Source organism: Rathayibacter sp. AY1A3 (genome assembly GCF_002930975.1).
Classification (GTDB): domain Bacteria; phylum Actinomycetota; class Actinomycetes; order Actinomycetales; family Microbacteriaceae; genus Rathayibacter.
In genome coordinates this window covers 107906-126984 of the sequence record NZ_PSTO01000006.1, presented here as the reverse complement: position 1 = coordinate 126984, position 19079 = coordinate 107906, and the positions used below count along the sequence as shown (strand labels likewise).

Genomic DNA, 19079 nt, shown 5'->3' with positions numbered 1-19079 from the left:
GCGCAGAGGCCCGCAGGCGCGGCTCAGAACTCCTCGTAGTTGTAGGGCTCCGGGTCCTCGTCGATCACGGGGCGCGCGATCGTGGCGCGGTTGCTCTTGATGCGGGAGCGGATGTCCTCGACGGCGGCCTCGACGGCGCCGGTGGTCGACTCCTCGTCCTTGATGGAGACCTCGACGGGGACGGCGACCAGCTCGCTGCTCGCGTCGAGGGTCATCTTCGCCTCGATGAGCTCGCCGTCCTCGGTGAACGCCGGGACCGTGACCGCCTCGGAGTGCTCCTGGCGGTCGATCGCGGTCACCAGGTCGAGGAGGGCCTCGGTCACGGCGTCGGTCGTCACGAAGCTCTTGGAGGCGTAGGTCAGCTGCTGCATGCCTCCACTCTCCCGAACGGGAGCGCCCCTCGCGCGGGGTTGCGCGTCGTCGGCCCAGCCCGTAGCGGAGGGGGAGCACGACCGGCGCGGGCGCGAGGAGTCAACCCTCTAGGCCGCGATCCGGGCGTCCGCTTCCCTGGTGGCGGGGCCTCGGGAGGAGGCGCGGGGGTCTCGGGATCCCGGGGCCCCGGCACTCGATCGGGAGGGGACCGGATGCGGCGTCGGGGACTCCGCGGCGACCGGGCGTTCCAGGGCGCCTTCCTGATCGGAGTCGGCCTCATGGCGGCCGTCGACGAGATCGTCTTCCACCAGATCCTCGCCTGGCACCACTTCTACGACCGCTCCACTCCGGCGATCGGCCTTCTCTCGGACGGGCTGCTGCACGCGGCCGAGATCCTCGCACTCGTCGGCGGCGGCTTCCTGATCGCCGACGCCCGGCGCCGATCCGCTCTGCGTCCGCGCACGGCGTGGGCCGCGGGGCTCACCGGGGCCGGGCTGTTCCAGCTGTGGGACGGAGTCGTCGACCACAAGCTGCTCCGCGTTCACCAGGTGCGCTACGACGTCGACCTGCTCCTCTACGACTCCGCCTGGATCGCCTCAGGAGCGGTGCTGCTCGCGGCGGGGCTCCTCCTCCTGCCTCGGCGACGGCGCGCGACGGCGTGACCCCGCACGCCGACCACTCCCTGCTCGACCCGGGCCTGCTGCTCCTGGTCCCGCTGGCGGCGGCGGCGGCGCTCGGAGGGGGCGCCGCGGCACTCGAGCGGCGGCGCGGACGGCCGTGGCCGCTCCACCGCACCGCCCTGCTGCTCGGCGGGCTCGAGACCGCGGCGCTCTGCTTCGCGGGTCCGCTGGCGGAGTGGTCGCACGCGGATCCGCGCGGGGCGATGCTGACGCACCTGGTCCTCGGGATGCTCGCGCCGCTCCTCCTGGTGCTCTCGGCCCCCGTCACCCTGGCCCTGCGCGCGCTCGACGTCACGGCTGCCCGGCGGCTCTCGCGGCTGCTCCGGAGCCGCCCGGCCCGTCTCCTCGCCCACCCGGTGACTGCGGTCCTGCTCTCGACCGGTTCCCTCTGGCTCGTGCACGCGACCGGACTGCTCGCCGCCGCGCACGCCGACCCGCTGCTGCACCTCGCACTCGGCCTGCACTTCCTGCTCAGCGGCTGCCTGCTGACGGCGGCGCTCGCCGGAGTCGATCCGAACCCGCACCGCGCCCCGTTCGGCCTGCGCCTGGGCGTGCTCGGAGCGGGCATCGCCGCGCACGCGCTGCTCGCGACCGTGCTCTACGCGGAGGCGCCGGACGAGACCGGACGCCAGGCGGCGCTCCTGCTGTTCTACGGAGGCGACCTGCTCGAGACGGCGCTCGCCGTGGTCGTCTGCGCCCGGCGCTACGCGGCGACGGCGCCCCGGCAACCCCCTCCGCCGAGCGCGCCCTGCTCCCTACGCTCGGACGCATGCTCCTCATCTTCGGGACCCGAGCCGTCGAGGACCTCCTCCGGACGCTCGTCTTCGTCTGCCGCGTCTGCGGGCAGCGCGACGAGCAGCGGATCCTCCGCCGCCGGACGCGCCTCTCGCTCTTCTTCGTCCCCGTCCTGACCGTCTCGACCCGCTACCTGCTCGAGTGCTCGCACTGCCGCACAGTGTCCCCGATCAGCAAGGAGGAGGCGCAGGGCTCCGTCCGCTGGGCCGGCAACTCCGACCAGTGACCGCCCCGAGCGGGAGGCTCCCGCGGTGCGCTCAGCGCACCGGAGCCGGCACCGCCGCGGGACGCGCGGCGACCGCGGCCGCGCGCCGCGTCGCCCAGTTGTTGAGCAGCAGCGCCGTCACGACGATGGCCGCGCCGAGCAGGGCGACGGGCCCCGGCCGGTAGCCGCCCGCCATGCTGATCGCGAAGGTCGTGACCGGGACGAGGTTCTGGAAGAGCGTGCCGTTGAGGGCGCCGAGCAGCTTGATGCCCGTGTTCCACAGCAGCACGGCGACGACGCCGGCCAGGAGGATCAGGTAGGCCAGCTGCGGCCAGGCCGCGAGCACCTCGGCTCCGGTCGGCGGGTGCGCGGAGCCGGTGGCCGTCGCCACGGCGACCGCGACGGCGATCGAGGGGCAGCCGAGCGCGGTGGTGAGCGTCGAGTACCGCAGCGCCGACCAGCCGGGGAACGCCGCGGCTCCGCGCGTGTAGACGACCCAGCAGATCGCGCCGAGCAGGGCGAGCAGCTCGCCGAACCCCAGCTCGCCGTCGAGGAGGAGGGCGACGTCGCCGCGGGTGACGACGAGCGCGACTCCGGCGAGCGCGAGCAGGATGCAGCCGACGGTGGCGGCAGGCGGCAGGCGACGCGCGCCGATGCTCGCGAGCACCGCGCCGATCGCGGGCATCATCCCCATCATCAGGCTGACGTTCGGGGCCGAGGTGAACCGCAGAGCCGTGAAGGCGAGCAGGCCGAAGCCGGCGAATCCGGAGGCGCCGAGCAGCGCCAGCCGCCACCCGCGGCCGTCGAGCCGGAAGGCGCGGAGCCCCTCCGCCCGGGCGAGCAGCAGGGCGAGGACGACCGCGGCGGCTGTGTAGCGGATGAGGGTCATGAAGAAGGAGTCGACCGTCGCCGCGATGCTGTCCGCGACCGGGAGCATGCCGCCCCAGAGGATCGGCGGGATCAGGCAGAAGAGCAGACCTCGCGACCGCATGGCGCCCCTGACCCGTCGGGTGCGGCCGCCCCGGGCGGGGGCCGTCGCTCGATGGTGGACCCCGGCGGCTCGGCGCACAAGAGCGCCGCCGACCCCCGAACGGCCCGCCGCGGGGCCGAGCGGACAGGGGTGCGCCGGGTGTGGAGGAGGCTCAGCGAGCCGACGGATCGGATACGACGAAGACGAAGAAGCCGCAAGGACCTTGCGTGGCCCCTTTAGGGTGACAAAATTTGCTTGCTTCCATCATCTCCGTGCCCCTAGGTTGATCGCAGCACCCCCCGATGCTGTCCTCTGTCAGGCCCTGCTCCGATCCCCCCGTCGGACGCCGTTCCTCACTCGGGTCGCGCCCACCCCGGCGACGACCTCCGTTCCGCGCGGGCGCTCATCAGCGCACATCGGCCCCCGGCCGCGGAGAGGAACAGTCATGACGACACAGCCCGGCCACGGCGCGGACGAGCCGACGGCTCCCCGTCGCCGGGCGACCTGGGAGGCGCACGACGAGACGGCCTCGCGCCCGCTCTCGGGACGCCGTGCCGCCCGCTCCGGGCGCGAACGGGTCTCCGCTCCGCGCCGCCTCGCGTCCGCGACGCCTGCCGGAGCGGTGACGATCCCCGCCGCCCCGACCGCGGTGCTGGAGCGTCGGGCAGCCCCGTCCGCGGTGGTCGAGCGACCGGTCGTGCCGGCCGCTGTCCTGGAGCGTCGGGCTGCGATGGTCGAGCGTCCGGCCGCGCCGACCGCCGTGGTCGAGCGTTCGTCCGCTGCGACCGCGCTCCTGGAGCCCCCGGCCGCCCCGACCGCGCTCCTGGAGCGCCCGGCCGCCCCGACCGCGCTGCTCGAGCGTCCGCCGGCCCCCACTGCGGTCCTCGAGCGCACCGTGCTCCCCGCCGTCGACGCCGACCGACTCCCTCCGGCATTCACCCCGATCGCCGGCACGCGCCCCCGCAGCGGCCGCCGCGCCTCGTCGCGCATCGGCGACCTGGTCGCCGCCCTCCCCGCCCACAACGAGGAGGCCGGGATCGCCGCGGCGATCGAGGGCCTGCGCCGGCAGACCTGGCCGCCGGACCGGATCGTCGTCATTGCCGACAACTGCACCGACGCCACGGTCGAGATCGCTCTCGCGCACGGCGCCGAGGTCTTCGTCACCGTCGGGAACAGCCACAAGAAGGCGGGCGGACTCAACCAGTTCCTCGCCGAGGTCCTCCCGGGGCTGCAGGACGACGACCTGGTGCTCGTGCAGGACGCCGACTCCGCGCTCGACCCCGGGTTCCTCGAGATCGCCCGCGGCAGGCTGCACGGCGGCATCGGCGCGGTCGGAGGAGTGTTCCGCGGCGGCGAGGGCGGCGGCTTCGTCGGCCACCTCCAGCGCAACGAGTACGCGCGCTACGCCCGCGACGTGCGCCGCCTGAACGGGAAGTGCCTGGTCGTCACGGGTACCGCGGCCGTGCTCCAGGTCGCCGTGATGCGCCGCATCAGCGCGGCCCGCCTGGCCGGCTCCCTCCCCTCCGGAGACGGCATCGGCGGCATCTACGACACCACGGTCCTCACCGAGGACAACGAGCTCACGTTCGCGATCCGCCACCTCGGCTACGACGTGCTGAGCCCCGCCGGCTGCACCCTCGTCACCGAGGTCATGCCGACCTGGGGGGACCTGTGGCGTCAGCGCCTGCGCTGGAAGCGCGGAGCGGTCGAGAACTGCGTGCAGTACGGCTTCACGCGGGTCACGGCTCCCTACTGGGGGCGCCAGCTGCTCACGATGCTCGGCTGCATCATCACGTACGTCTACCTGGCCACGATCGTCTACGCCGTCGGCTGGGGCGAGCTGAGCCTCCAGCCGTTCTGGCTGGCCGTCACCGCGATCTTCGTCGTCGAGCGGATCGTGACGGTCCGCGACCGCGGCTGGCGGTACATGCTCGCCGCCGCGTCGATGTACGAGCTCGTCGTCGACCTGTTCCTGCAGGTCGTCCACACCAAGGCCTACCTGGATGCGCTGACACGCCGTCGGCGCGACTGGTGAAACAGAGAGAGAGACATGTACAACCACATCGGAACAGCCGCCGGAGCCGGAGTCGGTGCCGGAACGCTCGCCATGACCGGGTTCGACTCGGTCTGGCTGGCCCTCGCGGCCTTCGCCCTCATCGCTGCGGGGACCGCCGTCCTGCGCATCGCTCCTCGCCGCAAGCGCGAGGTCTGAGACACGGTGGCGGGCGGGGGACAGCCCGCGCCCGTCACCGTCCCACGACCGCCGTCGCCGCGGAGGTCCGGCTCGCGGTGGAGTAGCCGGTCTTCGTCCCGGTGACGGTCAGCGTGATCCGCTTCCCCGCCTGAGCCTTCGTGAGCGTGAACCGCGGCGACGTCGCTCCCGCGATGGCCGCGCCATCCGCCTTCCACCGGTAGGTGAGGTTGACGGGAGTCGGCGTCCACGGACCCGGGGCTGCCGTGAGCACCGCTCCGACCCGGGCCGTGCCCGTGACGGTCGGCGTCGCGGCGCCGAGGGTGCCGGCGGCGACCGGTGCGGTCGGCTGCGAGGTCGTCGGGCCGGAGCCGTCGGCGGCGCTCACTGTCACGGTCACCCGCTTGCCGACCGCGGAGGAGGGGACCACGAGATCCGGACCCGTCACTCCCGCGATGTCGACGCCTCCCGCCGCCCAGCGGTGCATGAGCGGTCCCGTCCGACCGGCGGAGGAGGACAGTGTCGCGCCCACCGCGGCGGTCCCGACGACGACCGGAGCCGGCGCCGCGTCGGACCGGTAGACCGCGACGTGGTCGACGAGCATCGTCCCGCCGGAGCTCTTCGGGGCGGCCGCGCTGTCGCACCCGCACACGCCGTTCGGCAGCCCGCCCCCGATGGCGAGGTTCAGGATCAGCAGCACGTCGTTCGGGACCGCGGCCTGCCACGCGGCCGTCCCCACCTCCGACTCCCGCACCACGTGCCGGGTGACGCCGTCGACGAGGAACTCCACGCGCTCGTCGCCGGGCACGGTCCGGTCGAGCAGGGCGGAGTAGCGGTGGAACCCCGTCACGCAGGACGCGCAGTCCAGCATCCCGCTCGTCCGGCCGGCGGGCTCGTCGCAGGGGCCGCCGTCCGGCACCCCGCAGTGCAGCGTCTGGATCACCTGGGCGGTGCCGTTGACGGCCTCGAGCATGTCGAACTCGCCGGTCGCGGGCCAGTCGATGACGGCGTTCGCGTCCCGCCCGAGAGCCCAGAAGGCGGGCCAGTACCCGGTGGCCTGCGCGACGTCCGGCAGCTGGATCGAGGCGGTCATCAGCAGTCGGCCGCCCGCCGGCGCGGAGAACGACTTGTCGGCGGTGACGATCCGTCCGGAGGACCATGCTCCGGCGGAGTCGCGGAGGGCGCGGATGCCCAGAGCGCCGCCGCCCGTGAGGAAGACGTTCGCCGTCGACTCGGTCGTGCGGTCGACCGCCCCGGTGCCCCAGGTGCCGACCTCGTGCTCCCACTGGCTCCCGACCGGCGCGCCAGCCGGCCCGGTGAAGTCGTCGCGCAGGAGCGTGGTCCAGCCCGGGGCGTCGGCGGGCGCCGCCGTGACGGCCTGGCCGGCGGACGAGGCGGTCGGAGTCGCGGACGCCGGTGCGAGGGCGGCGACCGCCTGCGGGGGTGTCGCCGCGAGCACTCCGAGGCACAGGGCCGCGAGGGCGAGGGCGAGTCGCGGCCGGTCGAGGAGTCGTGAAGGCATGGCGAGTCCTCTGCGTCGAAGGGGCGCGCAGCTGCACGCGCCTCGACGCTAGTGAGGAGTGCTCGCTCTCCCTCCACCCTCCAGGCGGGGTGATCCCCGGCACGAAAGCTCACGACCGGGCTCGGCGGGGCCGGGTCCAGGGTGCTGGCAGAGGGGCGGCCGCCGTCGCCTCCGATCGCCCGTTCGAAGGAGAACACCATGCACCGTCGTCTCACGGCCACGCTCGCCGCGATCGCCCTCGCCCTCGGAGGGGCCGTCGCCGTCGCGACCCCCGCCTCCGCCGGGCAGCTCGTCTACCAGAACGGCGGCCCGGGCAACTGCTACGAGGTCCGCTCGCAGCGCGACTCCCTGGGTCGCGCGCAGGTAACGGTGTGGTGGCACTGCGACCAGGCGAGCAACGTCAAGGTCATCTGGAGGAACGGCCCGGACAGCGGCTGCAACAAGATGAGCGCCATCAACCGCAAGTTCAGCGACAGCTCGGGCGTCGCGTCCCGCTTCGACCGCCTCGTCTCCTGCTGACCCGGACGGGCTGCCCCTGATCCCTTCCGCGAGACGCCACCTCGGTACGCGGCACGCCGCGCGAGGTACTCGGGTGGCCTCTCGCGGGAGGGGGGGGGGGCGGCGGCGGCCCCGCTCAGCGCTCGGCGCGCCCCGAGTCCTCGATGAGGCGCACCTTCACGTTCACGGCGAGCGGCCCCGAGACCGACGGGTCGGCGGCGAGCAGCGCGTGCATCCGCTCGCCCACCAGGCGGAGCGTCTCGGGCGCCGGCAGTGCGGCGGACGCGGCGATGTGCGCGCTCACCGTGGTGAACCCCTCCGACCGGTCGATGTCGACCAGCACGTCGGGCTGCCGCAGGTCCAGCTTCACGGCGAGCGCGTCGGCCGCGGCCTCGACGATCGGCTGGGCGGGGTAGACCCCCGCGACGCCCTCGATGTCGCGGATCTCGGCGGTCAGCCGCTGCGAGAGCTCGGTGTCGTCGGTCATTCCCGCTCCTCCCGGTGGGGGTACACGTCGTCGACCGTCACGTCGATCGCGCCGACGGTCAGCTCGGTGTGACGCTCCAGGGCGTAGCGGATGCGCTCGCGCAGGCGGTCGGCGGCCACGGCGACCGGCAGGCCGAACTCGAGGGCGCAGGTCACGTCGATCCGCACCACCGCGCCGGGAGCCGAGACGTCGCCGTCGAGGGTGCAGCGGCCCATGATGACGCCGCCCATCGTGTCGCCGGCGCGGCGGATCATCCCGCGCACGGCCGCCTCCGTGAGCGCCAGGCGGAGGGTCGGGTCGGGGTGGCGGACGGGGATGTCGCGGCCGGAGCGCACCTCGGAGCGGATCGCGTCGAGCAGGCCGGCGATCCAGACCTCGTCGCGGTCGGGCTCGCGGTCGGCCTCCTGGCGCAGCGCCCGTGCCGAGAGCTCGGTGAGGCGGGTGAGGTTCGCGAGAGCGAGCCGGCACGCGGCGGAGTTCTCGATCGAGGGGTCGCGCGGCTCGCGGCCGCGGTCGAGGTACTCGCCCAGCTCCTCGAGCGTGTGGCCGTCGAGGTCGTCCTCGGGCACGGCGGCGTCGTCGGTCATCGCCATGCCTCCAATTCGTGGAGCAGGAATCGACGGGCCCTGGCGAGGAGGCCGCGGACCGTCGAGACGGGGAGTTCGAGAGCGTCGGCGATCTCCTGGTAGCTGTAGCCGGCGGTCTCGCGGAGTAGCCAACAGCGTCGCTGATCAGCAGGCAATCGGTCCAGCGCTTCCCAGACCGCGTCCAGCTGGAGTCGTGCCTCGACGATGCGCTCGGGGGAGTGCTCGGGCGGTGCGGGCGGATCCCAGTCGTCGATGTCGTCATGGCGGCGGCGGACGCGGATCCGGTCGATCGCCTTGTGGGTGACGATGCGCATCAGCCAATTGCGGATGTGCGCCGGGCTGTCGAGATCGGCCAGACGCCGCCAGCCGGTGAGGAACGCCTCCTGCACCACGTCCTCGGACTCCGCCTCGGAGCCGAGGAGCTTCGCGGCGTAGACGCGCATGAGCGCGCCGTGGCGGCGGGCGAGCTGCTCGAACGCCTGCACGTCGCCGTCGACGGCGCGCGCGGCGAGGGTCGCGTCGGACGCGTTCAGGAGGGGGTCGTCGTCGATGAGCGCCTCCTCCGCGGTCCCGCGCGCGGTGTCCCCGCGCGCCGGTGCCCTCAGTGTGGGGCGCCGTCCGGCATGACTACCAGCCTTGACAACGGGCCGCCGAATCCGCTGGCCGGATTGCGAGTGCCGCCGATGGGGGACGTCTCGAGACGGGATTCGTGACATTCCGGCTCCTCGACACGTCTTGATTCCGTACCCCTCGTGCGTCCCCCCGAGCGCACGGACCCCGAACCCGGAAGAAGTCCCCCATGCACTGCTCCCTCCGCCGCCGCCCCGGGCGGACGTCATGAGCGAGTCGACCTTCACCCTCGGCAGCCCGTTCGCGGGCGACGAGCGGGCCGACCGGCGCTACGAAGCCTCCGGCGACGATCCGTCCGCCGCGTCCGCCGTCTACTCCGAGGCGTACGGCGGAGGCGAGTTCCGCGTCGCTCCGTTGCAGCGCGGCTTCTCCTACCGCTACGCCGTCCGCGGCAGCGACCGGGTGACCCTGCGCACCTCCGACTGCTCCGGCGCCCTCACCGGCCAGGTCCCCCACCTGAAGGAGTACGTCGTCGGCTGGTTCCGCGCCGGAGGCGGACGCCTGAACCTGCCGCCGTTCACCCGGACCGGCGCGCTGTCCGCCCCGTTCCTGTTCCCCGCGGAGCGCCAGTTCGGGCTCGAGTTCGAGCCGCACCGGCAGAACCTCATCCACTTCGCCCCCGGGTTCCTCGAGGACGTCGCGACCGAGACGCACGCCGGCCCCCGCCAGCCCGTCTCCTTCGACCACGGGGCGGACGCCGACCCCGGCGTCCTCGCCCGCTGGCGCGCCGCGGTGACGGAGGCGAGCGCCGCGCTCGCGACGGCCGCGATCACTCCGCTCGTGCGCTTCACCGCCGAGCTCGACCTCGCCCGGGTGCTGCTCCTGCTGTTCCCATGGCGCGCGTGGGACGTGCCGGCCGTGCTGCGGCGCCCGTCCGCCTCCCGCACCCGGGTGGCGCTCGACTTCCTCCAGCACCACGCCCACGAGCCGATCACCCCGGCCGACGCCGCCCGCGCGGCCGGCCTGCACACCCGCACGCTGCAGCAGGCGACGAAGCGGCACCTCGGAGTGTCGCCGTCGGTCTACCTGCGCGACGTGCGGCTGGACCGCGCCCACTCCGACCTGGTCGCCGGCGACCCCTGCTCGACCACCGTCGCCGCGGTCGCCCGCGAGTGGGGCTTCGGCAACCTCGGCCGCTTCGCGAGCGCGTACCAGGTGCGCTTCGACGAGAAGCCGAGCCACACGCTGCGCCGCTGACGCGCAGCCCCTGCGTGCCCGAGGGCCCGGACTGTCTCACGGCGGTGCCGGGCCCTCGTCGTCTCCGGGTGCGTCCCGAGGGACTGTCTCGGAGGAACGCGAGGCAACCGGACGCTACGTCGCCGGGATGGTCGGCCTCGCTGTGGTCGCTGCCGCAGCACTCTGCTGCGCGAGCGTCCTGGCGAGCCGGCTATGACATGCCCGTCGACGCTCGCGAGCGAGCGCTACCTCTGATCCTGCCAACTGGCAGTCCCCGGCGATCACCGGTTCCACACGACCGACCTCCCCGTCTCCTTCGTGGAGCGGGGCCTCGCGGTCCTCTCTTGGGGGACCTCGCACCAAGCACCCGCCGATGACTGCAGCCCGCGGTGGGTTGGCCCGATCTACACGGAGGAGTCCGCATGAGCGCCACCGCTAACAACCGCCGCCACGAGCCCGGCAAGGCCATCAACGACGCTCTGATGCTCGGCGCAGCCCTCGCGGCGATCGCTGCGATCGGCATCGTCTGGGTGGCCGTCGCGGTCGGGTCGCAGCTCGACGGAGTGAACGAGGGTCTGCCCTCGGATCCGTTCGACATCATCTCGGGCCTGTTCCGCGGCCGAGTGGTGTGGTCGACGTCCGCAACGATGATCGCCGCGGCCGCGGCCGCCGTCGCCGTCATCGTCCTCGTGGGCCTCTGGCTCGTGTGGATGCGCTCGCTCGGGCGGAAGAACCGCTCGAGCGTGGACCACGCCGCCCGATATATGGCGACGCCGCGCGATCTGGCGCCGATGATGCGCAATTAAGCGTTGAAGAAGTCCGCCCGCCTCGGTGTCGCTGAGAACCCCGGCGTCCCGGTGGGACGGCTGCACCTGGGGAAGCAGATGCTCTACGCCTCGTTCGAGGACATGATGCTGCTGATCGCCGGCCCCCGAGTAGGCGAATCGACCTCCCTCGTCATCCCCGCGATCATGGCCGCCCCCGGCGCCGTGGTCACGACGTCGAACAAGCGCGACGTGCTCGACGCGACCCGCGATGTGCGCGCCGTCAAGGGCCGCGTGTGGGTCTTCGACCCGCAGCGCGTCGCGTTCGAGGACGCGACCTGGTGGTGGAACCCCCTCTCCTACGTCACCGACGACACCAAGGCCGCCAAGCTCGCGACGCACTTCGCCTCCGGCACCCGGGCGATGAACGCGAAGACCGACGCCTACTTCGACGGCAAGGGCCAAGAGCTGCTGTCCGACCTGCTGCTCGCGGCCGCGGCCGGGAACCGGCCGATCAGCGACGTGCTGCTCTGGCTGACCTCCGTCGAGGACGAAACCCCCGTCGAGCTCCTGCACGACAACGGCTACCCCACCAACGCGCGAGCGGTCCGCGGCATCATGAACACCGCCGACAAGGCCCGCGACGGGATCTACTCGACCGCGCAGGGCATGGCCGTGTGCTTGAAAAGCGCCGCGACCGCCGACTGGGTGAACGCCCGCCCGAACGACACCCGCCCGCAGTTCGTCCCCGAGACGTTCGTCACGTCGACCCAGACGCTGTACTCGCTGTCCAAGGAGGGCGCCGGCACCGCCGGCCCCCTCGTCACCGCCCTGACCGCCGCGACCATCGAAGCCGCAGAGGAACACGCCGCGCGCTCCCGCGGAGGGCGCCTCGCGACACCGCTCGTGGCCGTCCTCGATGAGGCCGCGAACGTCTGCCGCTGGAAAGACCTCCCCGACCTGTACTCCCACTACGGCTCCCGCGGGATCCCGATCATGGCCGTGTTCCAGTCCTGGTCCCAGGGCGTCGGCGTGTTCGGCAAGGAAGGCATGCTCAAGCTCTGGTCCGCCGCGAACGTGAAGCTCTACGCCGGCGGAGTCGCCGAGGACGAGTTCCTGCGCACCCTCTCCGAGCTGATCGGCACCTACGACAAGGAGACCACCTCCGCCAGCTACAACAAGGGTGTCCGCTCCACCACCTCGGCATTGCGGCGAGAGAAGATCCTCGAAGTAGCCGACCTCACCAGCATGGGCCGCGGACGGGCGATCATGCTCTCCTCCGGAGCCCGGGCGGCGCTGGTCGACACGGTGCCCTGGTACAACGGCCCGAAGGAGCAGGTCGCTGCGATCAACGCCTCCATCGCCGCCCACGACGCCAGCAGCGGAGAGGCGAACGCTGCACCCGTCTCGCCCGTCGTGACGGTCATGCCTCCGCTCGAAGCCCCGCCGACGGCGGACGTCGACGTGGATCAGGACGCGACTCTCCGGGGCGAGCGATGAGCGACGAGGACCTGTTCGACGTCGACATGGATCCCGTCAGGCTGCACCCCGTCGAGGTGGAGGACATGGACGAGGAGGAGGCGCCGGGGACGTACTTCGGATCCGCCGACGAGTGGGTCAGGAAGTTTCTCCGCCCCTCCTACCGACGCCGGGTGACGGCCAAGGGCCAGGCCGCCGGCGATCGCTGGGCGGCTGAGTGGTGGACCAGCGTCGAGGCACTGACCCGCATCGAGGCCCTCTGGCGGATGTGGGAAGAGACTCATACCAGTGCGGGCTCCCTGAGCGCCTATTGGATCAACCACCTCGATTCGCACATGCGGGTCCTGCTCTCGCCCAGCGGCCCGTTCGCGACATCGAGGGACGAGAACCGGCCAGGCGACTTGCTGCCCTACACAGCCCCTCCAACCGGGATGTTCCCGCCGGACACGCAAGACTGAGGACAGCTCGTCGCGACCGCGTCCCTGGTCGCGGTGGCGGCGGCGCAGGGGCAAGACCCCTGTACGGAGATGCTCTCGATTATGAGATTTCACCAAGCTCTCCGCGCTCTGTAGGAGCACCCCGGCTGCATTCCCTATAGCCAGGCCCACTCCTCCCCGCTAGGAAGTTTCACCCTCGATGATCCTCAAGGCGAGATGGAGGGCGGATGCCTCGATCACCTCTCCGGTGATGGCTGAGAGAAAGCCCGCCACGGTGAGGTGGGCCGCTTCGGAGGCGGGGTAGTCGATGGTGCTCAGGCGAGGCATCATGACCTGCCCGACCGGTGTGTTATCCATGCCGATGACCGCGAAATCCTCTGGGATCCGGCGCCCGCGGATCGTGGCTGCGGAGATCAGTGCCGCTGCGACGTCGTCGTTGTAGCAGGCGACCGCGACCGGAGTGTCCGCCAGGGAGTCGACGACAGCCAGTGCCTCGTCTCGGTCCACGCCCAGCTTCAAGATTGAGGGCGCGGGGAGGCCCAGCTCCTGGCATTCGTCGCGGACGCCCGATTCGCGCTCGTCCCCGAACACATCTTGACGTGTGTCACGCAGGCGAGCGAAGGCGATACGGCGATGTCCTCGCTCGCTGAGGTGACGCACCTGGAGCCGTCCGATGTCCACATTGGCTCCGCTATGGCTGTCGAGGGGGGAGGATGCGATGAACTGCACTCCCCGCGACCGCATGATCTCCTGCTCCTTCGTGGAGAAGGGCATGAACGAGAGCACGCCGCGCGGACTGGCCGTCGTGATCATGCGGTCGAACATCTCGGACGATGGCGTCGAGAAGCGCAGCAGCAGGGTCAGGCCGTGCCCGGCGAGCTCCTCGGTCGCCTTCTCGAGGATGTCCTGCAGGTTCACGCCGAAGGTCGTGTCGGGGATGAGCGCGATCACGAGGTCGCTGGCTCCGCGCACGAGGCTCCGCGCGGCCGCGGACGGCTGATACTTCAGCTCCTGTACTGCTCGTTCGACCTTCTCGCGAGTGGCTGCCGCGAACTTCGCGCCACGCCCGTTGAGGATCTCGCTGACGGTCGAGCGGGACACGCCGGCATAGAGGGCGACGTCGCGACTGGTGATCGGCATGCGCTCTCCTTCCTCTCCGGTGCAGGCGTTCCCTCAGGGTACCGATGGCGCACAGCGCCTGAGCGCGTTGCCGCGTGACAATGACCGCAAGGCACGGTATTGTCTCGTAACAATCCTCGGCGACGGTCAGAGGTAGCCACATTCTGGCCGCGCGTCCCGCTCGGCGTTCACGACAATGGAGTTCTGATCTATGACTGGAAAGTCTTCCGACGGCGCGTCGTCGCCCTCCGCTCCGGACCCTCGGTTCGACGAGATCCCGCTCAATCAGCCTGCGACGATCCAGGTCGGAGCGGAGCGCATCGCGGACGCGATGGCCGGCGAAGCCGACGCCAAGCTGCCGAAGCTGCGCGCGGGATACCTGCTGGCCATCTACGTCGCCCAGTTGACGCTGTACGTCGCGTTCATCGTCCCCATCGCATTCTCGCTCGCCATCCGGGTAGCACAGGTTGCCCCCGACAACCGCGACTCGGTCCTCGCCATCGCCGTCGGCCTTCCGGGTCTGTTCGTGGTCCTGGGCACTCCGCTGGTCGGCATCTTCAGCGACCGGACCCGCTCCCGCTTCGGTCGCCGTCGTCCCTGGCTCCTCTTCGGAAGCCTCCTCGGTCTCCTCGGATCCGCGGCGATCGCCCTCATCGACGGCGTCCCGGGACTCGTCATCGGCTGGTGTGTCGCGTACACCGGTTACGGCATCGTCTCCTCGATGCTCAACACCCACCTCGGCGACTCCCTGCCGGCGCTGCAGCGCGGACGGGTCATGGGCATCCTCGGCGCGATCACCCAGATCGCACCGATCCTCGGCATCACCGTGGCGGGCGGGTTCGTGGAGAGCCCGATCGGCCTGTTCCTGCTGCCGGCCGGCATCGCGTTCGTCGGCGGTGTCTTCTTCACCCTGGTGATGCGCGACCCCCAGGTGACCGGCGAGCGTCCTCCGCTGAATCTGGGGAAGGTGTTCCAGGGCTTCTACTTCAACCCGCGCCGCTACCCCAACCTCGCCTGGGTGTGGATCAGCAAGGCCCTCGTCTTCCTCGCCATCTCGATGTCCGGGCTCTACGGCGTCTACCTCCTCACAACCCGCCTCGGACTCGCCCCGGCCGAGGTCGGTGCCCTCCTGGCCGCGATCGGCATCCCCGGCGTCATCGCCGGCATCCTCGGCGCGGTCGGGTCCGGCTACCTCTCCGACAAGCTCAAGACCCGCAAGCCGTTCCTGATCTTCAGCGCCGTCACCCTCGGCGCGAGCATGATCGTCACCGGCACCTCGACATCGATCCCGCAGTACGTCATCGGCGGCCTCATCCTCGCTCTCTCCGTCGGCTGCTACGGAGCCGTCGACCAGGCGCTCGCCCTGGACGTCCTCCCGCGCGACACCGACGAGAACGGCCGCTTCCTCGCCATCATCGGCATCGGCAGCACTCTGCCGCAGGCGATCGGACCCTTCATCGCCGGTCTCGTCCTCGCCCTCGGCTCCGGGGACTACACGGTGGTCTACTTCGCCGGCGCCGCCATCGCCGTGCTCGGCGCGATCGCCATCGCACCCATCACCGCCGGCCGACGCGCCGACCTCGCCACCCACAGCATCAAGGTCATGGACTGACCGGGGTGACCGCGTCCTCGAGCCGACTCGCCTGGGGGATCGTCGGCACCGGAGCCGTCTCGCGGTTCCTCTGCTCCGATCTCGCACAGCTGGACACGGTGCGGTTGCTCGCGGTGTGCTCGCGGAGCCTCGCCACGGCCACCGCGTTCGGCGACGAGCGCGGGGTCGAACGGGCGTACGGAGACCTCGACCGGATGCTCGACGACGACGAACTGGACATCGTCTACATCGGCACACCGCACGCGACTCATCTGCCGATCGCGCTCGCCGCGCTCCAAGCAGGCAAGCACGTCCTGATCGAGAAGCCGATCGGTGTCGACTCCGACCAGGCGCGGGTGATTGCGGACGCCGCCCGGCGAGCGGGCCGGTTCGCCATGGAGGGGATGTGGATGAAGTTCGCTCCCGCCTACCGACGGCTGGTGGCCGACGTGCGTGCCGGCTCGATCGGGGAGGTGCGCAGCATCCGCGCTTCCTTCGGGCTCCCGTTCGATGTGGCGGAATCGACGCGATGGTCCGCCGATCGCGCAAGCAGCACCCTGCTGGATCAGGGGATCTACCCGGTCACGCTCGCGCTCGACCTTCTCGGAGCTCCGTGGCGCATCCGCGCCGACCGGACACTCCGCCACGACGGCGTCGACCTCACCACCCGAGCCAGCTTCGAGTACGCGGGCGGACGGTTCGCCGACCTCGCCGCCTCGATGGTCGAGTACATCGACCCCACCGCCTCCATCAACGGCATGAACGGCTGGATCGACGTCGCAGCGCCGTTCTGGGCGACCACCCGGTTCAGCACCCACTCGGGAAGCATCCCGGAGGCGCTCGGATCACCGGTGACGACCGTCCTCGAGGCGGAGGGCCACGGCTACGTGCCGATGCTGCGCGCCGTGACCGAGGCCGTCGCGCAGGGCGCACTCGAGCATCCCTTGCACACGCTGGACGACTCGATCCGGACCCTCGCCGTCCTCGACCGGGTCCGGTCCGCCGCCCGAGCCGCCTGAACACTTCCGCCACCACGAACCGGCCCAGCCGGCCACCGGGGCGACGACCCCGCACGAAGGAGCACACCCATGACGACCACCGCATTCAACGACGGCTGGAGCGTGCGCGACAAGACGAGCATCTTCGAGAGCCTCCAGGGAGCCGCCGAGACGGAGACGGTCCGGCTGCCGCACGACGCGCTGATTCACCGCGACCGCTCGGGCGCCCCGGGGCGCACCTCGCACACGGGCTACTTCCCCAGCGCGGTCGTCGAGTACTCGAGGGTCCTCGACGTCCCGGAGGAGTACCGGGACAAGCGCGTCACCCTCGAGCTGCAGGGCGTCCACCGCGATGCGATGGTCTACGTGAACGAGGAGTTCGCCGCGCAGCGCCCGTTCGGCTACTCCACCTTCTTCGTCGAGCTGGACGCCTACCTGCACTACGGCGCCGCCAACACGATCCGCGTCGAGGCCCGCGCGCACGAGGACTCCCGCTGGTACACCGGCGTCGGCCTGCACCGCGACGCGCTGCTGCACGTCACCGAGCTCGTGCACGTCACTCCCGAGGGCGGCGTGCGGATCACCACTCCGGACATCGACGCCCGTCGCGCCGTCGTCGAGGTCGTCACCACCGTCCAGAACGAGAGCACCGGCACCGCACAGCGCTCCGTCACCACCGTCCTGCGCAGCCCCGACGGGCGGACCGTCGCCACCGACACCGCTCCGATCACCCTGCGCGCCGGGGCGACGTCCGTGGCCCGACAGCGGCTCTACGTCGTAGCTCCTCAGCTGTGGGACGTCGACAGTCCCTCGCTCTACACGGCGGTCACGACCCTCGTCGACACGGGAACGGCGGTGGAGGAGCGCGAGACGCGCTTCGGCATCCGTACTCTCCAGCTCGACCCGATGGAGGGCCTGCGGATCAACGGGACAGCCGTGAAGCTGCGCGGGGCCTGCGTCCACCACGACAACGGCATCCTCGGCGCCGCCACGATCGGCCGCGCGGAGGAGCGCCGCGTGCAGCTGCTCAAGGCCGCCGGGTTCAACGCGATCCGCAGCTCGCACAATCCGCTGAGCCAGGCGATGCTCGACGCGTGCGACCGCCACGGGATGCTCGTGATGGACGAGACGTTCGACATGTGGACGATCGGCAAGTCCGCCTTCGACTACTCCCTCTCCTTCCCCGAGTGGTGGGAGCGCGACGTCGAAGCGCTCGTCGCGAAGGACTTCAACCACCCGTCGGTGATCTTCTACTCGATCGGCAACGAGATTCCCGAGACGGGGAACCCGCTCGGCACTGACTGGGGCCGGAGGATCGCGGAGAAGATCCGCTCGCTGGATGAGACCCGCTTCGTGACGAACAGCATCAACGGGTTCGTGGCCGCGATCACCGACGTCGCCCGCATGATGGCGGCGCAGCGCGAGGGCGAGGCGCCCGCCGGCGTGAATGCGGCGGGAGACTTCATGGGCGCCATCAACGCCTCCGACATGGTGACGCAGCGGACCGCAGAGTCCTTCGCCGCGGTCGACGTCGCCGGCATCAACTACGGCGAGACCCGCTACGTCGCCGACCGCGAGGCGTTCCCGAACCGCATCATCGTCGGCACCGAGACGTTCCCCCGGAACATCGACGTCAGCTGGCGACTCGTGGAGGAGAACCCGCACGTGATCGGGGACTTCACCTGGACGGGTTGGGACTACCTGGGCGAGGTCGGGATCGGGCGGGTCCAGCACCTCGCCGAGGGTGAGATGCCCGCCTTCGCAGCCCCCTACCCCTGGCTCGCCGCCTGGTGCGGCGATCTCGACATCACCGGAGTCCGCCGACCGATGTCCTACTACCGGGAGACCGTCTTCGGGCTCCGCCACGAGCCCTACCTCGCTGTCCAGCCCCCGCAGCACCACGGCGCCGTCGCGTTCCCGAGCCCCTGGGCGTGGTCCGACGCCGTCGCCGACTGGAGCTGGGACGTGCCGGTCGGCTCTCCCGCCACCGTCGAGGTCTACAGCGACGCCGACGAGGTCGAGCTGCTCCTCAACGGCGACAGCATCGGCCGCGCACCTGCCGGCCGTGACCACGGCTTCCGTGCGCTGTTCGAGGTCCCGTACGCGCCCGGCGAACTCACCGCTGTCGCCCGCACCGCCGGATCCGAGGTGAGCCGGACCAGCCTCCGAACCGCGACCGGCGACGTGAGGCTGCAGGTGACGGCCGACCGCGACCGCCTGATCGACGACTCCGCCGACCTCGCCTTCGTCACGATCGAGCTGCGCGACACCGACGGCGTCCTCGTCAGCGGCGCCGACCGCCCGGTCCGCATCGAGGTCAGCGGCGCGGCGACCCTCCAGGCCCTCGGGAGCGGACGTCCCGACCCCACGGAGAAGTACGACGCGGACGAGCACACCACCTTCCAGGGCCGCCTGCTCGCCGTCGTCCGGCCCGCCAGTGCCGGAGCCGTCACCGTCGCGGTGACCGCCGAGGGGCTGGAGCCCGTCACGATCACCCTCGAGGTCGCCTCCGCCGAAACCGACCCCCGCCCCGAGGACGTCCGCGATCACGAGGCCGCCACGCTCTCGTGACCCCCCG

The 19079-nt window shown here is 71.6% G+C and carries 20 protein-coding genes; 13 read left to right on the top strand and 7 right to left on the bottom strand.

Annotation, left to right across the window (positions count from 1 at the left end; all coding sequences use genetic code 11):
• Window positions 1-23: 23 nt before the first annotated feature.
• Window positions 24-371 carry a hypothetical protein gene (locus C5C10_RS04725; protein ID WP_104223965.1) on the bottom strand — a complete coding sequence of 116 codons (348 nt, stop codon included), beginning with the start codon at window positions 369-371 and terminating at the stop codon, window positions 24-26.
• 213 nt (window positions 372-584) lie between these two features.
• Here C5C10_RS04725 and C5C10_RS04720 point away from each other — a divergent pair, with 213 nt between their 5' ends.
• The 3 genes from C5C10_RS04720 to C5C10_RS18430 are packed head-to-tail and all read left to right on the top strand — an operon-like array spanning window position 585 to window position 2073.
• Window positions 585-1034 carry a DUF2243 domain-containing protein gene (locus C5C10_RS04720; protein ID WP_104328671.1) on the top strand — a complete coding sequence of 150 codons (450 nt, stop codon included), beginning with the start codon at window positions 585-587 and terminating at the stop codon, window positions 1032-1034.
• Window positions 1031-1963 (top strand): cytochrome c oxidase assembly protein, encoded by a 933-nt coding sequence (locus tag C5C10_RS04715; RefSeq protein ID WP_104328670.1) that lies wholly within the window; start codon window positions 1031-1033, stop codon window positions 1961-1963. Before C5C10_RS04720 ends, C5C10_RS04715 begins: the two co-directional genes overlap by 4 nt.
• Complete coding sequence (locus C5C10_RS18430; protein ID WP_374953052.1) at window positions 1915-2073, top strand: hypothetical protein; 159 nt, start codon at window positions 1915-1917, stop codon at window positions 2071-2073. Before C5C10_RS04715 ends, C5C10_RS18430 begins: the two co-directional genes overlap by 49 nt.
• Before the next feature lie 31 nt (window positions 2074-2104).
• Here C5C10_RS18430 and C5C10_RS04705 read toward each other — a convergent pair whose 3' ends face one another.
• Window positions 2105-3043, bottom strand: a complete 939-nt coding sequence (locus C5C10_RS04705) for a DMT family transporter (RefSeq protein WP_104309181.1) — start codon at window positions 3041-3043, stop codon at window positions 2105-2107.
• Window positions 3044-3467: 424 nt separating this feature from the next.
• Here C5C10_RS04705 and C5C10_RS04700 point away from each other — a divergent pair, with 424 nt between their 5' ends.
• Window positions 3468-5057, top strand: coding sequence for a glycosyltransferase family 2 protein (locus C5C10_RS04700; RefSeq protein WP_258060413.1), 1590 nt, complete (start codon window positions 3468-3470; stop codon window positions 5055-5057).
• Window positions 5058-5072: 15 nt separating this feature from the next.
• Window positions 5073-5234: a hypothetical protein gene (locus C5C10_RS17750; protein ID WP_167305255.1), complete on the top strand. Its 162-nt coding sequence runs from the start codon at window positions 5073-5075 to the stop codon at window positions 5232-5234.
• 34 nt (window positions 5235-5268) lie between these two features.
• Here the strand turns inward: C5C10_RS17750 and C5C10_RS04695 are convergent, their stop codons facing one another.
• On the bottom strand, window positions 5269-6735 hold the full coding sequence (locus C5C10_RS04695) for a family 16 glycosylhydrolase (RefSeq protein ID WP_104328669.1): 1467 nt from the start codon (window positions 6733-6735) through the stop codon (window positions 5269-5271).
• Between the two features lie 198 nt (window positions 6736-6933).
• Here C5C10_RS04695 and C5C10_RS04690 point away from each other — a divergent pair, with 198 nt between their 5' ends.
• Entirely contained in the window at window positions 6934-7254 is a 321-nt protein-coding gene (locus C5C10_RS04690) for a hypothetical protein (protein WP_104328668.1), read from the top strand.
• Window positions 7255-7369: 115 nt separating this feature from the next.
• Here the strand turns inward: C5C10_RS04690 and C5C10_RS04685 are convergent, their stop codons facing one another.
• Genes C5C10_RS04685 through C5C10_RS04675 form a run of 3 tightly spaced genes read right to left on the bottom strand, consistent with a single transcriptional unit; the run spans window position 7370 to window position 8792 of the window.
• Window positions 7370-7720, bottom strand: coding sequence for a hypothetical protein (locus tag C5C10_RS04685; RefSeq protein WP_104328667.1), 351 nt, complete (start codon window positions 7718-7720; stop codon window positions 7370-7372).
• Complete coding sequence (locus tag C5C10_RS04680; protein ID WP_146076902.1) at window positions 7717-8307, bottom strand: Asp23/Gls24 family envelope stress response protein; 591 nt, start codon at window positions 8305-8307, stop codon at window positions 7717-7719. Before C5C10_RS04680 ends, C5C10_RS04685 begins: the two co-directional genes overlap by 4 nt.
• Window positions 8304-8792, bottom strand: a complete 489-nt coding sequence (locus C5C10_RS04675; protein WP_244248147.1) for an RNA polymerase sigma factor — start codon at window positions 8790-8792, stop codon at window positions 8304-8306. Before C5C10_RS04675 ends, C5C10_RS04680 begins: the two co-directional genes overlap by 4 nt.
• Window positions 8793-9144: 352 nt before the next feature.
• Here C5C10_RS04675 and C5C10_RS04670 point away from each other — a divergent pair, with 352 nt between their 5' ends.
• From C5C10_RS04670 to C5C10_RS04655, 4 genes are all read left to right on the top strand, one after another.
• Complete coding sequence (locus C5C10_RS04670; RefSeq protein WP_104255209.1) at window positions 9145-10134, top strand: helix-turn-helix transcriptional regulator; 990 nt, start codon at window positions 9145-9147, stop codon at window positions 10132-10134.
• Between the two features lie 401 nt (window positions 10135-10535).
• Entirely contained in the window at window positions 10536-10919 is a 384-nt protein-coding gene (locus tag C5C10_RS18165; protein ID WP_104328666.1) for a hypothetical protein, read from the top strand.
• A gap of 3 nt (window positions 10920-10922) precedes the next feature.
• Window positions 10923-12377 (top strand): type IV secretory system conjugative DNA transfer family protein, encoded by a 1455-nt coding sequence (locus C5C10_RS04660; RefSeq protein ID WP_104328665.1) that lies wholly within the window; start codon window positions 10923-10925, stop codon window positions 12375-12377.
• On the top strand, window positions 12374-12814 hold the full coding sequence (locus C5C10_RS04655; protein WP_104328664.1) for a DUF4913 domain-containing protein: 441 nt from the start codon (window positions 12374-12376) through the stop codon (window positions 12812-12814). The genes C5C10_RS04660 and C5C10_RS04655 overlap by 4 nt, the downstream gene beginning before the upstream one ends.
• 159 nt (window positions 12815-12973) lie before the next feature.
• On the opposite strand, the gene C5C10_RS04650 is transcribed toward C5C10_RS04655, so the two are convergent.
• Window positions 12974-13933 (bottom strand): LacI family DNA-binding transcriptional regulator, encoded by a 960-nt coding sequence (locus tag C5C10_RS04650; protein ID WP_104328663.1) that lies wholly within the window; start codon window positions 13931-13933, stop codon window positions 12974-12976.
• A gap of 190 nt (window positions 13934-14123) precedes the next feature.
• Here C5C10_RS04650 and C5C10_RS04645 point away from each other — a divergent pair, with 190 nt between their 5' ends.
• From C5C10_RS04645 to C5C10_RS04635, 3 genes are all read left to right on the top strand, one after another.
• Window positions 14124-15524, top strand: a complete 1401-nt coding sequence (locus C5C10_RS04645; protein ID WP_104328662.1) for an MFS transporter — start codon at window positions 14124-14126, stop codon at window positions 15522-15524.
• Window positions 15525-15529: 5 nt separating this feature from the next.
• Window positions 15530-16522, top strand: coding sequence for a Gfo/Idh/MocA family protein (locus C5C10_RS04640; protein WP_181073395.1), 993 nt, complete (start codon window positions 15530-15532; stop codon window positions 16520-16522).
• Between the two features lie 69 nt (window positions 16523-16591).
• Window positions 16592-19072: a glycoside hydrolase family 2 TIM barrel-domain containing protein gene (locus C5C10_RS04635; protein WP_104328661.1), complete on the top strand. Its 2481-nt coding sequence runs from the start codon at window positions 16592-16594 to the stop codon at window positions 19070-19072.
• The last annotated feature ends 7 nt before the right edge of the window (window positions 19073-19079 follow it).